At 44.8% G+C, this 16,523-nt stretch carries 9 protein-coding genes, 1 tRNA gene and 1 riboswitch; of the genes, 4 read left to right on the top strand and 6 right to left on the bottom strand.

Going from position 1 to position 16,523, the window contains the following annotated elements; all coding sequences use genetic code 11:
* Window positions 1-14 precede the first annotated feature (14 nt).
* Window positions 15-91: transfer RNA gene (locus EX191_RS16335), tRNA-Asp, on the top strand.
* 742 nt (window positions 92-833) lie between these two features.
* Here EX191_RS16335 and EX191_RS16330 read toward each other — a convergent pair.
* On the bottom strand, window positions 834-2,165 hold the full coding sequence (locus EX191_RS16330) for a cation:proton antiporter (protein WP_041852885.1): 1,332 nt from the start codon (window positions 2,163-2,165) through the stop codon (window positions 834-836).
* Between the two features lie 191 nt (window positions 2,166-2,356).
* On the opposite strand from EX191_RS16330, the gene metH reads away from it, so the two are divergent.
* Entirely contained in the window at window positions 2,357-6,037 is a 3,681-nt protein-coding gene (metH, locus tag EX191_RS16325) for a methionine synthase (protein ID WP_193448067.1), read from the top strand.
* 86 nt (window positions 6,038-6,123) lie between these two features.
* On the opposite strand, the gene lysC is transcribed toward metH, so the two are convergent.
* Window positions 6,124-7,476 (bottom strand): lysine-sensitive aspartokinase 3, encoded by a 1,353-nt coding sequence (gene lysC, locus EX191_RS16320; RefSeq protein WP_193448066.1) that lies wholly within the window; start codon window positions 7,474-7,476, stop codon window positions 6,124-6,126.
* A 101-nt stretch (window positions 7,477-7,577) separates the two neighbouring features.
* A riboswitch (Lysine riboswitch) is annotated at window positions 7,578-7,756 on the bottom strand.
* Window positions 7,757-7,976: 220 nt separating this feature from the next.
* Between lysC and EX191_RS16315 the strand changes: the two genes are divergently transcribed.
* Window positions 7,977-9,098 (top strand): pyridoxal-phosphate-dependent aminotransferase family protein, encoded by a 1,122-nt coding sequence (locus EX191_RS16315; protein ID WP_017821323.1) that lies wholly within the window; start codon window positions 7,977-7,979, stop codon window positions 9,096-9,098.
* Window positions 9,099-9,157: 59 nt separating this feature from the next.
* On the opposite strand, the gene EX191_RS16310 is transcribed toward EX191_RS16315, so the two are convergent.
* From EX191_RS16310 to EX191_RS16295, 4 genes are all read right to left on the bottom strand, one after another.
* A complete protein-coding gene (locus EX191_RS16310; protein WP_193448065.1) occupies window positions 9,158-10,939 on the bottom strand; it encodes a PglL family O-oligosaccharyltransferase in 1,782 nt (593 codons plus the stop codon).
* 67 nt (window positions 10,940-11,006) lie between these two features.
* Window positions 11,007-13,829: an excinuclease ABC subunit UvrA gene (uvrA, locus tag EX191_RS16305; RefSeq protein WP_193448064.1), complete on the bottom strand. Its 2,823-nt coding sequence runs from the start codon at window positions 13,827-13,829 to the stop codon at window positions 11,007-11,009.
* Window positions 13,830-13,978: 149 nt separating this feature from the next.
* Window positions 13,979-14,851, bottom strand: coding sequence for a UTP--glucose-1-phosphate uridylyltransferase GalU (gene galU, locus EX191_RS16300; RefSeq protein ID WP_005397418.1), 873 nt, complete (start codon window positions 14,849-14,851; stop codon window positions 13,979-13,981).
* Between the two features lie 158 nt (window positions 14,852-15,009).
* The gene (locus EX191_RS16295; RefSeq protein WP_005397417.1) at window positions 15,010-15,654 is read right to left on the bottom strand and encodes a LuxR C-terminal-related transcriptional regulator; all 645 of its coding nucleotides are present in this window, start codon (window positions 15,652-15,654) and stop codon (window positions 15,010-15,012) included.
* Window positions 15,655-15,931: 277 nt separating this feature from the next.
* Here EX191_RS16295 and EX191_RS16290 point away from each other — a divergent pair, with 277 nt between their 5' ends.
* Window positions 15,932-16,468 carry a single-stranded DNA-binding protein gene (locus tag EX191_RS16290; protein ID WP_012841367.1) on the top strand — a complete coding sequence of 179 codons (537 nt, stop codon included), beginning with the start codon at window positions 15,932-15,934 and terminating at the stop codon, window positions 16,466-16,468.
* Window positions 16,469-16,523: the final 55 nt, after the last annotated feature.

Here is a 16,523-nt window from a genome sequence, read left to right as displayed (position 1 = left end):
GGTGATACCACTGCGGAGTGGTAGTTCAGTTGGTTAGAATACCGGCCTGTCACGCCGGGGGTCGCGGGTTCGAGTCCCGTCCACTCCGCCACTTATATTAAGCCCCAGTCGAAAGACTGGGGTTTTTTTCGTTTTAGTTACCCGACTTACCTTAACCCCATTTCCATATTGAAACCTTGTATCGAGAGGCAAGCTTCCCTCTTCACTATGCTTTCTAAGCCCTGTCATGAACTAGTTGATGCCAGTCTCGAGCTCTCTTTTTGAGTACCAGCACGTGCTTACCAAAGATTCCTCTATAACATATTAGAAATATCTAACTATGAACCTAGTTGTTCGAGGTGTCGCTTTGTTTCTATCTCGAAAACAGAACAACTTTGAATATAAGTTCAGTGTCGCTGAGATCAAGTATGAGGACTCTAAACTTCTGCTAAGGGCTTGAACAACCTGAGTTCTAGCTCAGACCTTAGTTTGGTGGGATTTCAAGCCCGTTTGGGGGAGTGATCTCGCAATCATCCTCAATGCTTCTTTCTCTATACAAATACAAAGTCGCTCATTGTTAAGTGTTGTGGAAGTTTAGCTGTGGTGTTTACAGGGAGCCTATATTGCTAAGGGAAGAGAAGTGATGATGAAAATGCTTAAACTAAAAGACTCCCTCTATGGATGCTATCTATCGGCAATAGTTAGTATCTATGAAACCGTAGCGTGACGATTATTCGGATATTTAACTGTATATCAAAGAGTAACAAGCGTTTTGTTCTTGAAGGGGAGTCCGAAGATTAGATATGAAAAAAGCAGCTAGATAGCTGCTTTTTCATCTATTAAGTTACGTGCCTTTAAGAGTCCACTGGCTCCGTATGCTCTGGAGTGGTTATTGCTTGGTTGTTCTCTTCCATTTTCTTCTCTTCATCTTTTGCTTTTTCAATCATTGGGGTGATTGTTGAGCCTTGAATGAGGATAGAGAAAACAACGACGGAGTAGGTCATTACAAGAATAATCTCTTTTACATCGATTAACTTATCTTGAATCACCCAAATACCAGATGGAATGGAAAGTGCCATTGCTAATGCAAGGCCCCCGCGTAAGCCGCCCCATGTCAAAATACGTACTGACCACGGGTTATATTTTCTGTAACGCTTAAAGCCAATGTACGAGAGAAATACGCTTAAATAGCGCGCTGCCAGCACAAGAGGGACTGAGATAGCCATCATGATCCAGTCTTCTTTGTGGAATTCAAATAGCAGCATCGACATACCGATCAGTAGGAATAACACGCCATTCAAGAACTCATCGACGAGCTCCCAAAAGTGGTCAAGGTGGTCTTCACTCTCTTTTGAAAAGCCAATAAAGCGTGTCCAGTTGCCAATCATAATACCGGATACAACCATCGCGAGTGGGCCTGATACATGGATGTATTCAGCAAATGCGTAACCTGCCGTTGGGACACCAATAGTAAGTAATAACTCCATTGAGTGATCATCGGTGGCACTGATTAAGTAGTGGAATAGCAAACCGAGGACGAAACCATAAGTGATACCACCGATAGCTTCTTGGATGAAGAGCAAGGTGACACTACCTACAGTTGGTGCCTCAGTACCAAATGCAATCGTAAATAGAGTGACAAAGATAACCAAACCGAAGCCGTCATTGAAGAGCGACTCTCCTTCAATCTGGGTGGAGATACGTTTGGGAGCATCAAGCTTTTTAACTATAGCCAATACAGCGATTGGGTCAGTTGGCGATATAAGTGCACCGAAAAGTAAGCAGTAGACTAAATCAAATTGGATGCCAATTAACTGACAGAATCCGTAGAGCGCAAACCCGATAAAGAAAGTGGAAAACAGGGTGGCTCCGAGAGCCAAAACGGTAATTTCCCATTTTTGATCTTTAAGGTTCGGGAGTTTGATGCCTAATCCACCCGCAAATAGTAAGAAGCCAAGAATGCCCTTGAGCAAGAAATCTTCAAAGTTGATCCTTGTGACCGTTTCTGTCGCAATTTCGGTGAGGTGGAACCAGTTGTTTTGACCTGCAATTAAGATTAGAAGTGAAAGCACCATTGAACCTGCGGTAATCGCAATGGTGGTTTGCATCTTTCCTATCTTGCTGTTTACAAAAGCAATTAGCATTGCAGCTGCGGATAGAAAACATAAAGTATGATAGACCGACATAGAGCTCTCTATTTGTAACATTTTATGAATGGGATTCTCGACTGATGCTGCTTAAATAGCAAACATTTTTTCGCGATTATTTTGTAAGTTAAGAAGGAGATAAAATAATCATTAATTCCACGTTTAGACGTCTAGACTCCTGAAGTTTGTGTGATAGGATGGAATGATAACTAAAGGAATGAGGTTGTACTGTGGGAAGTAATGTAAGACAACAGATTGAAGCTCAATTGAAGCAACGTATTCTTTTGATTGATGGTGGTATGGGAACCATGATTCAGGGATACAAACTTGAAGAGCAAGACTATCGAGGAACGCGCTTTGCGGATTGGCATTGTGATCTAAAAGGTAACAACGACCTGTTGGTTCTAAGTCAGCCTCAACTTATCAAGGAAATTCACGCTGCATATTTAGAAGCGGGTGCAGATATTCTCGAAACCAACACGTTTAACGCAACAACCATTGCGATGGCTGACTACGAGATGGAAAGCCTAAGTGAAGAAATTAACTTTGCAGCTGCCAAGCTTGCACGTGAAGTTGCAGACGAATGGACCGCAAAAACACCCGATAAACCGCGTTATGTCGCAGGGGTTTTAGGGCCGACGAACCGGACTTGTTCTATTTCTCCTGATGTAAATGACCCCGGATATCGAAATGTTTCTTTCGACGAGTTAGTTGAGGCTTACTCTGAATCGACTCGAGCGCTGATTAAAGGTGGTTCTGACCTTATTCTTATCGAGACCATCTTCGATACTCTTAACGCTAAGGCTTGTTCATTTGCTGTTGAAAGTGTGTTTGAAGAGATGGGTATTGAGTTACCTGTGATGATCTCGGGGACTATTACTGATGCTTCCGGTAGAACATTATCAGGTCAAACTACAGAAGCGTTTTACAACTCATTACGTCATGTTAAACCGATTTCGTTTGGTTTGAACTGTGCGCTGGGCCCAGATGAGCTTCGTCCTTATGTTGAAGAGCTTTCGCGTATATCAGAATCTTTTGTTTCCGCTCACCCAAATGCCGGGCTTCCGAATGCATTCGGCGAATACGATTTATCGCCAGAAGATATGGCTAAGCATGTTAAAGAGTGGGCTCAAAGTGGCTTTTTAAACTTGATTGGTGGGTGCTGTGGTACAACTCCTGAGCACATTCGCCAAATGGCACTTGCGGTTGAAAATATCGCCCCTCGTCAATTACCTGACCTTCCCGTCGCTTGTCGCTTGTCTGGCCTAGAGCCACTCGCTATTGATAAAGACTCTTTATTTATCAATGTCGGTGAGCGTACTAATGTAACCGGTTCTGCGCGTTTTAAGCGCTTGATTAAAGAAGAGCTGTACGATGAAGCGCTCGATGTGGCTCGTCAACAAGTTGAAAATGGCGCTCAAATTATCGATATCAACATGGATGAAGGCATGTTGGATGCACAAGCTTGTATGGTTCGCTTTTTAAACCTTTGTGCGTCAGAACCTGAAATCTCAAAAGTACCAATCATGGTTGACTCTTCCAAGTGGGAGGTTATTGAAGCCGGTCTTAAGTGCATCCAAGGCAAAGGCATTGTTAACTCGATCTCTCTCAAAGAAGGCAAAGAGAAATTCGTTGAACAAGCTAAGTTGATCCGCCGTTACGGTGCGGCTGTGATTGTGATGGCGTTTGATGAGATTGGGCAAGCAGATACACGTGAGCGCAAAGTAGAAATTTGTACCAACGCTTACCGAATTCTCGTTGATGAAGTGGGCTTTCCACCAGAAGACATCATCTTTGACCCAAACATTTTTGCCATTGCTACGGGTATCGAGGAGCATAATAACTACGCGGTGGATTTCATTGAAGCCGTTGGCGATATCAAACGTGATTTACCACACGCGATGATCTCGGGTGGTGTTTCTAACGTTTCCTTCTCATTCCGTGGCAATAACTATGTACGTGAAGCGATTCACGCGGTGTTCCTCTATCACTGTTTTAAAAATGGTATGGATATGGGGATTGTGAATGCGGGTCAGTTAGAAATCTACGATAACGTGCCTGAAACGCTGCGTGAGGCTGTGGAAGATGTCGTTCTTAACCGTCGCGATGATGCCACTGAGAGGTTGTTAGATATCGCGGCGGAATACGCAGGCAAAGGGGTAGGTAAAGAGGAGGATGCCTCTGCACTTGAGTGGAGAACTTGGCCTGTTGAAAAGCGTTTAGAACACGCGTTAGTGAAAGGAATAACCGAGTTTATCGTTGATGATACCGAAGAGGCACGTGTCAATGCTTCAAAGCCATTAGAGGTGATTGAAGGCCCACTCATGGATGGGATGAACGTCGTCGGAGACTTGTTTGGTGAAGGTAAAATGTTCCTTCCTCAGGTCGTAAAATCTGCCCGAGTGATGAAGCAAGCGGTAGCGCATCTCGAGCCCTACATCAATGCAGAAAAGCAGGTGGGACAAACAAACGGTAAGATTTTGCTAGCGACGGTCAAAGGTGATGTACATGATATCGGGAAAAATATCGTTGGCGTTGTATTGCAGTGCAATAACTACGAAATTATCGATCTTGGTGTCATGGTTCCTTGCGAAAAGATCTTAAAAGTAGCGCAAGAAGAGAACGTCGATATTATTGGTTTGTCAGGGTTGATCACGCCTTCATTAGACGAAATGGTGCATGTTGCAAAAGAGATGGAGCGTCTCGACTTTAACTTACCTCTTCTCATCGGTGGTGCAACAACGTCAAAAGCCCATACAGCAGTTAAGATTGAGCAAAATTACAAGCATCCAGTGGTTTACGTGAACAACGCCTCACGTGCAGTGGGCGTATGTACTTCTCTATTGTCAGATGAACGTCGCCCTGAATTTGTTGAAAAACTTGAAGCTGATTACGAACGAGTACGTGCTCAACATAATCGAAAGAAACCGAGAACCAAACCAGTGACATTAGAAGCGGCTCGAGCGAATAAAGTTGCGATCGATTGGGAAGCTTACACCCCTCCAGTGCCTGTTAAGCCTGGTATTCATATCTTCGATGATTTTGATGTGGCTATATTACGTCAATACATCGATTGGACACCATTCTTTATGACTTGGTCACTTGTGGGTAAGTATCCAACAATTTTCCAACATGAAGAAGTCGGTGAAGAAGCAAAACGTTTATTCGAAGATGCCAACGAGTTACTTGACCGAGTTGAGCGAGAAGGCCTGTTAAAAGCGCGTGGAATGTGTGGCTTATTCCCTGCTGCGAGCATGGGGGACGACATTGAAGTTTATGCTGATGAAACTCGTACCGACGTTGTGAAAGTACTGCGTAACTTGCGTCAACAGACTGAGAAACCAAAAGGGTTCAACTATTGTTTGTCTGACTACATCGCACCTAAAGAGTCGGGTAAACATGATTGGATAGGGGCATTTGCTGTCACTGGTGGTATTGGTGAGCGAGAGCTTGCTGATGAATACAAAGCACAGGGAGATGATTACAACGCAATTATGATTCAAGCGGTGGCGGATCGCCTAGCCGAAGCGTTTGCTGAGTATTTGCATGAGCGTGTCCGTAAAGAAATTTGGGGTTATGCTGCGGATGAAGATTTATCTAACAATGATCTCATTCGTGAAAAATACCAAGGTATTCGCCCTGCGCCGGGTTATCCAGCATGCCCTGAGCATACTGAAAAAGGACCGCTTTGGGAGCTACTTAATGTGGAAGAGAATATTGGCATGACTCTAACCTCCAGCTATGCAATGTATCCGGGCGCGTCAGTCTCTGGTTGGTATTTCTCTCATCCTGACTCACGTTACTTTGCGATCGCACAGATCCAAGAAGATCAGCTAGAGAGCTACGCTGATCGTAAGGGGTGGGATAGGATCGAGGCTGAAAAATGGTTAGGGCCAAACATTAACGGTTAAATTGATGTTTACCTCGTTCAAACGTAACAACTATTGACACAACAAAGGGCTGCAGATACGCAGCCCTTTGTTTTATTGAGTTGAACTTACTTCTCAAACAACTCGGTGTGAAGTTTTTGTATGGCTTGTTTCGATACCGACTCATGGAGCAAGAAGCATAAGTTGTGAGGGCTAGCACCATAACAAATCATGCGTAGGTTAAAGTCTTCTAGCGTGCCAAAAACCTGTTTCGCGTAGCCTTTACTCTCACTCATGTTGTTACCAATGAGAGCAACGAGGCATAGGTCATGTTCAACTTCTACCTTACATAACCCTTCTAACTCTTCTCGTACAGCTTGCGGCAGCTGCGGCGCGCCGCCGGATGTATCGGTTTTATCAAGTGTTAACGATACACTGATTTCAGATGTCGTGATTAAATCGACCGAGATCTTATGCTTTGCAAGGATCTCAAAAACCTTCGCTAAGAAGCCGTATGCGTGGAACATGTTGGCGCTGCGTAGCGTTACCATGGTTTGGTTACAACGCAAAGCTAGCGCACGGAACAACGGTGAGCTTTCGACTTGGTGGCGAATCCAAGTTCCCCCTTTTTCTGGCTCTTTCGATGACCCTACAAATACCGGAATGTCGTGGCGCAATGCGGGTACTAGCGTAGAAGGGTGAAGGATTTTAGCGCCAAAGTTAGCCATTTCTGAAGCTTCACTAAAGCTGATCTCGGGAATTGGTGAGGCTTTTGGCGCAATTCGCGGGTCTGTTGTGTAGATGCCCGGAACATCAGTCCAGATTTCTAACCCTGCCGCTTTGACGCTCTCAGCAATTAAGGCGGCGCTGTAATCGCTGCCTCCTCGACCTAGTGTTGTTGTATTACCGGCTTCGTCAGATCCTATGAAGCCTTGAGTAACAACAACGGATTGTTGGCAAAGTGGTATGAGTTTATCTTGCGCAAGCGTCGAAATTGCTTCAATGTTTGGCTCCGCGCGACCAAAGTTGTCATCAGTACGCAGCACATCGCGGATATCAAAGCGCACAGCTTGAATGCCTCGCTCACACATTAACTGAGTTAGAATATGCGTCGACATGAGTTCGCCACATGCGACCAAATGATCGGTTAACTTCGCACTAGCTTGGATAGATGCAGCCTCGGCCAGGCTGGTTACGGTATCTAATATGCCATACACCTCGGCAGCAGTTTTCGTGCTGTCTTCGAGCTGAGTTAAAATGGCGTCATGAATGTTGGCCAGATTTTGCAGCAGCTCAGTACGGTGCGTTTGATCCTGAACCCCGTTGGCGAGTTCTACCAATAGGTTGGTGACGCCAGAGCAAGCGCTGCTCACGACCAAGCGAGTATTTGGATTGTTTTCGATAATGGTGGCACAACGACTCATTGCCTCAAAGTTGGCAACACTGGTTCCACCGAATTTAGCTACGTTAAATGCGCTCACTGCGTTCTCCCACGACTTCCTAAAAAATTGTACATCCAATGTTTAGTGAGAAAAGGAACAGAGCAAAAAGAGAGGTATTTAGAATGCTATTTGAAAAATTTACCCTCAGAAGCCCTTCATCAGACTGCGCTGATGACAGTTGATGGGATTCAGCCCAATTCAACCGACAAGTCAAACCCTGCAACTTTGACTTACCTCGGCACTACTCCCCCTCAATGATTGGTGTTGGAATTGCGGTTCCACAAATCATCTACCTGGGTAGCGCTCCTCTTCTACATAAAGCTCAAACATTGAACGGTTTTGAGGCCTTAATGTCAATCAATATTTCAACCTTTATGGTGTTTTTTATTAACGATTTTGTGACACTGGTTTGACCTCCATACTTACGGCTAATTGCTGATAGAGGAAAAATCTATTAGGGTGAAGAACCCTACACCTGAGCCATGTTATTGAATAGAACTTTTAGAATGCTCAGGATAAAAGATAATCAAGGAGCTGACATGTCGATCCAAAGCTTTATTCCACCTCACCGTATTTTAATGGGACCTGGTCCTTCTGATATTTATCCTCAAGTGTTACAAGCGCTAAGCCGTCCTACCGTAGGTCACCTTGATCCTCTGTTTATCGGTATGATGGATGAGCTCAAGCAGCTATTGAAGTATGCCTTTCAAACTGACAATGAGTTCACTATTGCGGTTTCAGCGCCAGGTAGTGCAGGGATGGAAACCTGCTTTGTAAACTTGATCGAGAAAGGCGACAAAGTGATCGTCTGCCGTAACGGTGTATTTGGTGAACGCATGCGCGAAAATGTCGTCCGTGCTGGTGGTGAAGTTGTTATCGTCGATGATGAATGGGGGACGCCTGTTTCCATTGATAAAGTCGAGCAAGCACTCGAACAGCACCCAGATACAAAAATTCTTGCTTTTGTGCATGCGGAAACCTCAACTGGTGCAGTCAGTGATGCTCAAGCATTGGGTAAGCTGGCGAAACAGCATAATGCATTATCTATTGTTGATGCGGTGACATCGCTTGGTGGTGTGCCGTTAAAAGTGGATGAATGGCAACTGGATGCGGTTTACTCTGGTAGTCAAAAATGTTTGTCATGTGTACCTGGGCTCTCACCCGTGACGTTTTCTCCTGCCGCGATTGAAAAGATTCAAGCAAGAACAACACCAGTACAGAGTTGGTTCCTCGATCAGAGTTTAGTTTTGGGGTATTGGAGTGGAGAAGGCAAGCGTAGTTACCATCATACGGCGCCAGTTAATAGCTTGTATGCGCTTCATGAAGCTTTATTGATACTGAAAAATGAAGGATTAGAAAACGCTTGGGCTCGTCATCAACTGATGCATGAAAAACTCAAAAATGGCCTACAAAAGCTAGGTTTTGAATTTGTTGTGGACGAAGCCCATCGTTTGCCGCAATTAAATGCGATTTACGTGCCTGAAGGAATTGATGAAGCAAAAGTTCGTGCTCACTTACTAGAAACCTATAACCTAGAAATTGGTGCAGGCCTCGGGGCATTAGCTGGTAAAGCGTGGCGTATTGGCTTAATGGGTTACGGCGCTCGATCTGAAAACGTTGCGCTGTGTTTAAAAGCGTTAGAAGAGTCACTCACTGAATAAAATCATACAGCAATGAGATAAAGAAAAGCGAAGGTCATCCCTTCGCTTTTTTGTATTTATTACTCAGCTCCTGAAGTGGGGGCTGGTGAGGCAGAGATTGCTTGAGAAGGTGGTTGGTAATTGACGTCACTGAAATCAATCTTCGGGAACAAAAACTGCGCTTCAGCTCTAATTTGCTCCGCTTTACTTGAGTCATCTAAGCCTTGGTAGGCCAAAATCAAATTATTATAAAATGCAGGGCGAGGCTTATCTTTGATGATTTTTAGCGACCAATCGATATAAGGCTGAATCAAGGTTGCGTCTTGTTGGTACAGCCCTATGTTTAAAAACGTGCTATAGACATCCCAATCAAACCTGTCTTTCCAAACTACAGGGTTACTGACTTGATTCAGAATATCAGGGTTAGTTGGCCTAGTGGTCTCAAACTTCGTCAATACATAGTTTGTATGCAATGCGCTTACCATGTAAAACGTAAATGCAACGGGAAGTACCAAACTAAAGACTCGCAGCAAGCTTTTGGTCACATTACTAAAGCCGACTTGTCGATAACGAGAGACGCGCTGATCTACCCAGTACAGCAGGATAACGAAGATCAACCAATGCACGAGAGAGTGGTAGAAAGGGTATTCCAGTTGCGAGTGCAATACGATAGGTATAAACAAGGCCAGCAACGCAAGACGAGTTCCGCGTTTGGCTTGATAGATTCGATACAGTACCAGTGCCATCGCTAAGAAGATGCCGAGTATTGGCAGCAAACCACCTTCTACTCCCCAGTAAAGTAGCTCGTTATGCGGATGATCCATGGCTGGCAAACCAGCTGGGTAATTCTCATTTAGGGCATGTTGACGAGCCGTATACAGCATGTACTCAGATTCAAACTTGCCATATCCATAGCCAGTAAAAGGCTTTTCAATCACCATGTCTAATGTTTGCGGAAAAGTATACGCTCGAGGAGACTCCATGTTTACTTTTTCTGCGGCTAACCCACTTCCATCAGGAAAGGCAAGATACATGACAACAATTGAGAGTGCGAGCCCTGTGACAAGCGACGTAACCCAGCGGATAAAGCGCCCTTTGGTTGCAAAGCGATACATGTATGGGATGACCAACAACACGGCGATGATCGATGCTAACCAACCAGTGCGTGAAGCCAACGCCACAATCAATGGTAAGGTTAAAACTGGCACGGCATAGAGAAGGTAAACATCGCTTAACTTACGGTCGTATTTGTAGGGCTGACGTGCAAGTAAATAGCTAGCAATCACCAACCCTGTCGCAAGAAAGCTGGCCATTACATTGGGCTGTTGGAAAATACCATAAGGACGATTGGCCACCGTGTCGTAACCAAACGGATTGCCTGGTTTGAGATACAGATATTGTGTCAGACCAAAAATGGCTTCGATAACAACCGCAAGGACAATGAACCATAATAGGCGTTGGCGATGTTTATTACTGAAATGAAATTGTTGTAAGACAATAAAGAACAGGACACCACACCACAGGCCAATGAGCTTATTGGCTGCCAAACTGCTATTCGCATTTGGGTACAGAATGGGCACTGTCATGATAAGAGCACTAATGAACAAGCCGATGGTTAATTTTGAGTAACGTAGCGCTCGATTATTCGCGAGTTGGTAGCACCCAATGCCTAATGCAAAGCTAAAAGCAATCCAAGTTGTCGCATTGAAGGAAAGTGAAAGCCCTGAACCGCCGGGGTTGGGCATGAAAAAGTGCATTGCCAACACAAATAGTGTTGCCAAGGCAATGAGAAACTTGCGATTGAGGGGAACCTGTACTTTTTCGGGAGAAAGCTTTGTTCCACTTACATGTATAGTAGCCATAGTTATTGCGTTGTTTTGAATGAAAAAAGACCAGCACTTGCTGGTCTCGGTACTTTACCTGTTTTTTCTACTTCAACATAGGCTTAAGGAAGTGAGCTGTGTGCGAACCCTCGATTTGCGACACATCTTCCGGTGTGCCTTGAGCGATTATCTCGCCTCCACCCTGTCCCCCTTCAGGTCCTAGATCGATAATCCAGTCCGCAGTCTTAATGACATCTAGGTTATGCTCGATCACCACGACAGTATTTCCGTGGTCGCGAAGTCTGTGCAATACAGTGAGCAACTGCTGGATATCATGGAAGTGCAGGCCGGTTGTTGGTTCATCCAAAATGTACAAGGTTTTTCCTGTATCACGCTTGGATAGCTCTCTCGCTAGTTTCACACGCTGAGCTTCACCACCGGAGAGTGTCGTTGCCGCTTGACCTAGGCGAATGTAAGACAAGCCAACATCCATTAGAGTCTGTAGCTTACGTGCTATAGCAGGTACGGGTTCAAAGAACGTTCGGGCGTCTTCGACCGTCATTTCTAGCACTTCATCAATGGTTTTGCCTTTGTAACGTACTTCAAGTGTTTCACGGTTGTAGCGCTTACCTTTACATACATCACATGGCACATAAACGTCTGGTAGGAAATGCATTTCAACTTTAATGACACCATCACCCTGACAGGCCTCACAACGACCACCGCGTACGTTAAAGCTAAAACGTCCAGGCTTGTAACCGCGAGAACGCGACTCCTGTGTGCCTGCAAACAGTTCACGGATTGGGGTAAAGATCCCCGTATAGGTTGCAGGGTTAGAGCGAGGTGTACGGCCAATTGGGCTTTGATCGATATCGATGACTTTATCGAAGTGCTCTAGACCTTTAATCGATTTATAAGGTGAAGGCTGAGCTGTTGTCGCTCCGTTAAGTTGGGTATGCGCAATTTTAAAGAAAGTATCATTAATCAGCGTTGATTTACCTGAGCCAGATACCCCTGTAATACAGCTGAATAACCCAACAGGAATTGAAAGATTAACGTTTTTAAGGTTATTACCTGTTGCGCCTAAGAGCTCAACCGTTTTTTTCGGATCTCGCGGCGTGCGATCTTTCGGTACTGCGATTTCTTTAACGCCACTTAAGTACTGACCTGTCAGAGAATTCGGGTTCGCGATTATCTCTTCCATGGTGCCTTCCGCGACAACATGACCACCATGTACGCCAGCACCAGGACCGATATCTATGACATGATCCGCACAGCGAATCGCATCTTCATCGTGCTCTACCACAAGTACGGTGTTACCTAAATCACGCAAATGAGTGAGCGTTTTTAATAAGCGTTCATTATCACGCTGGTGGAGACCAATCGATGGCTCATCCAGAACGTACATCACCCCTACTAAACCAGCACCAATTTGGCTCGCTAAACGAATACGTTGAGCTTCACCGCCTGATAAAGTTTCAGCACTGCGTGATAAGTTTAGGTAGTTCAAACCGACGTTAACTAAGAATTGCAGGCGGTCGTTGATTTCCTTCATCACTTTTTCAGCGATTTGGGCTCGTTGACCTTCAAGTTTCAAGGAATGGAAGAATTCCAATGCATCAGCAATGCTAAGTTCAACAATCTCAGGCAGTGTCGTATCAGCAATAAACACGTTACGTGCTTCTAGGCGTAGACGAGTACCGCCACAGCTTGAACAAGATTTAGTGGAGATGTATTTCGCAAGCTCTTCACGGATAGAGTTGGATTCTGTATCACGATAGCGACGTTCTAGGGTATTCAGAATACCTTCGAATGGATGGCGCTTAACGCGAATATCACCACGATCGTTGATGTATTTAAACTCAATCTCAGTACGACCTGAGCCCTTTAGAATGACATCTTGCGTTTTCTTTGGCAGAGAATTAAAAGGTGCATGGAGATCAAAACCATAATGATCAGCCAATGAGGTGAGCATTTGGAAGTAGTAATAGTTCTTTTGATCCCAACCGCGAATCGCACCTTGTGCCAAGCTTAATGAATCATCTTGAATTACTCGGCTTGGATCAAAATATTGCTGCACACCCAAACCATCACAAGTCCCACACGCACCAGCAGGGTTGTTGAATGAGAAAAGTCGCGGCTCCAACTCTTGCATGCTGTAACCACATTGTGGACAAGCGAAGTTGGCGGAGAAAATAATCTCTTCACCGTCGCCATCCATTGGCGCGACAACCGCAATTCCGCCTGATAATTCGAGCGTTGTCTCGAAAGATTCGGCTAAGCGCTGTTGCAGATCGGGACGAACTTTAAAACGGTCTACCACGACTTCAATGGTGTGCTTTTTATGTAGCTCTAGCGTTGGAGGATCAGATAGATCGCATGTCTCTCCATCAATACGCGCACGAATAAAGCCCTGAGCTGCCAGGTTCTCAAGCGTTTTAACATGCTCACCTTTACGCTCTTTGACAATAGGGGCCAACAGCATCATTTTGCTGCCTTCTGGCATCTCCAAAACTTTGTCCACCATTTGACTGATGGTTTGTGCGGCAAGAGGGGCATGGTGCGTTGGACAGCGTGGTTCGCCTACACGAGCATACAACAGACGCAAGTAGTCGTAGACTTCGGTAATTGTACCGACGGTTGAACGCGGGTTATGAGAAGTAGACTTCTGTTCAATAGAAATCGCGGGTGATAACCCTTCAATATGGTCGACATCGGGTTTTTCCATCAGAGACAAAAACTGACGAGCGTAGGCAGAGAGAGATTCTACGTAGCGTCGTTGGCCTTCTGCATACAATGTATCGAAAGCGAGAGAGGATTTACCGGAGCCACTTAGTCCAGTAATGACAATCAGTTTATCGCGAGGGATTGTAAGATTAATGTCTTTGAGGTTATGGGTTCGGGCACCGCGAACTTCTATTTTATCCATCGTTTTTGCTCTATGTATAACCAAGTGGGGCAAGTATTACATAGTGTGAGAAATGTGCAAAGAAAATTACTGGATAAAAAAACAGTAAAAATAAAAGCCCAACATAATGCCGGGCTTTAGAAACAGTAATTTCGTACTACGACGATGCTTTATACCGCTTTTTGTGTTGCGTGTTTACCTAACTCAGAGGCTTTTTCATCTTTTAGATAAAGGTTTTCAAAACAGTAGTTGGTTGCTTCGATGTAACCTTCAACACTACCACAGTCAAAGCGTTTGCCTTTGAATTTATAAGCCAAGACACAGCCCGCTTTTGCTTGTTTAAGTAGCGCGTCAGTGATTTGAATTTCACCACCTTTACCTGGCTCTGTGTTTTCAATCAGTTCAAAAATATCGGGAGTCAGGATGTAACGACCAATGATCGCAAGGTTACTTGGTGCCGTGCCTTTCTCAGGTTTTTCTACCATGTCGTCTACGCGGTAGATGTCATCTTTGATCATTTCACCAGAGATAACGCCGTATTTGTGAGTCTCATCTTCTGGGACTTCTTGTACGGCAACGATAGAACAACGGAACTGTTTAAATAGCGCCACCATTTGAGCTAGCACGCCTTCTTCTTCGTTGACACAAAGGTCATCAGCAAGAACGACGGCAAATGGTTCGTCACCCACCAGTTCACGCCCGGTCAGAATCGCGTGGCCTAAGCCTTTCATCTCGCGTTGACGGATGTAAGTGAAGTTTGCAGATTCAATGATTTCACGGATATCTACCAATAGCTCTTCTTTATTGGTACCGCTAATCTGGTGTTCTAGTTCGTAGTTCTTATCAAAGTGGTCCATGATAGAGTGTTTGCCACGACCTGTCACAATACACATGCCGTTCATACCAGCTTGAATTGCTTCTTCAACGCCGTATTCAATAAGCGGTTTATTCACGACTGGCATCATCTCTTTTGGCATAGATTTCGTTGCCGGTAAGAAGCGAGTGCCATAGCCTGCAGCAGGGAACAGACATTTTTTAATCATTGGGGGAATATCCTATCTCGTTATTATCAAGAATCTGCGCATAACTTTAACACGAGAGCCGTCAATGAATCATGAATAAAGTAGGAAAAAGTGTGAGACTTAGTGCGGAAAAAAGATGAGCGACTCGTCATTTTAGTCATAATAGTCGCGGCATCGCATCATGACATTAAGTTTTGATCTGCCCAAGCAATTGCCTGAACGCGATTCTTCACTGATAGCTTTTTGAATATCTGATACAAGTGCGATTTGATGGTGAATTCACTGACAAATAATTCCTCGGCCATTTGGCTGTTTGAGGCGCCAGCTTGCAAGCAACGCAGTACTTGCAGCTCGCGAATGGTTAGGTCTACCGTGGCTGGGGCAGTATGAGTGTTAATGACGTTACGGTAATAGTGTAAAAGTTGACTGGTTACATTACGCGGCAGCCAGTTTTGACCGTTAACAATGCCTTTTAATCCTTCTCCAATTTGCTCTAGCGTATCTTCGGAATAGAACAGCCCCTTTAATTGACCAAATGAAAGCAGCTCATCCGTGGTCAGCCTTTTAGGGACATTGAACACAACGGTTTCAAAGTTCTTCCATACCAGCGGTAAGTTTTTGATCGATTGAACGAGTGATTTATGTTCACTGAAGTCGATCAGTAGGATTTTATTACGATGCTGTGGCTTAGCTTCCATGAGTGCTTCGGTTGAAATCACCGGGATGCTCATATCAATGTACTTTTCGAGTGCTGCCACCTTTTTTTGCGCATTATCTTCCATACTGATCAGAAATAGCTTTCTTGCGTAAGCCGACTTTCTCACGTGTTCAAATCTCCCAGTGTTCAATAAAGGCCATAAGTTGGCATTAAAGAGAGGTTATAACCATAGCTTTACTGAATAAATGCGTTCGAATTCAAAGCTTCACGAAACGATGTCTGCAAAGCGAATCAAAAATGCTACATGCGTAAGTTGAAATGCGATTTGGGTTCTAGTAGGTGACTCATTAGATCACAATGGTATTAGACTTTAATCAAAACATTAAAGCGTGCTATTCTAATGCGCTAAAATTTTATATATCCAGAGTGAAACGGAGCACATCATGGCCAGCCGTGGAATTAACAAAGTTATTTTGGTGGGGAATCTAGGTAACGACCCTGAAATTCGTTACATGCCGAACGGCGGTGCAGTAGCAAACATTACTATTGCGACTTCTGATTCATGGCGTGATAAAGCGACTGGCGAACAGCGCGAAAAAACGGAATGGCACCGTGTTGTGTTGTTCGGCAAACTTGCGGAAGTAGCAGGTGAGTACTTGCGTAAAGGTTCTCAAGTATACATTGAAGGCCAACTGCAAACTCGTAAATGGCAAGACCAAAGCGGTCAAGATCGCTACTCAACTGAAGTCGTTGTTCAAGGCTTCAACGGCGTGATGCAAATGCTTGGCGGTCGTGGTCAAGGTGGCGGCGCACCAATGGGCGGTCAACAGCAGCAACAAGGTGGATGGGGTCAGCCTCAACAACCAGCTCAGCAGCAGTACAATGCGCCTCAGCAACAGCAACAACAGCAGGCTCCGCAGCAACCACAGCAGCAGTACAATGAGCCACCAATGGATTTTGACGACGATATCCCGTTCTAAATTCTGCTTATGCTTGAATCGAAAAGGCCGCGAATATCGCGGTCTTTTTTATTGT

This window comes from Vibrio chemaguriensis, from assembly GCF_012275705.1.
Taxonomy (GTDB): domain Bacteria; phylum Pseudomonadota; class Gammaproteobacteria; order Enterobacterales; family Vibrionaceae; genus Vibrio; species Vibrio diabolicus.
The sequence above is the reverse complement of the archived record's forward strand: the minus strand, read 5'-3'. Positions and strand labels throughout refer to the sequence as shown.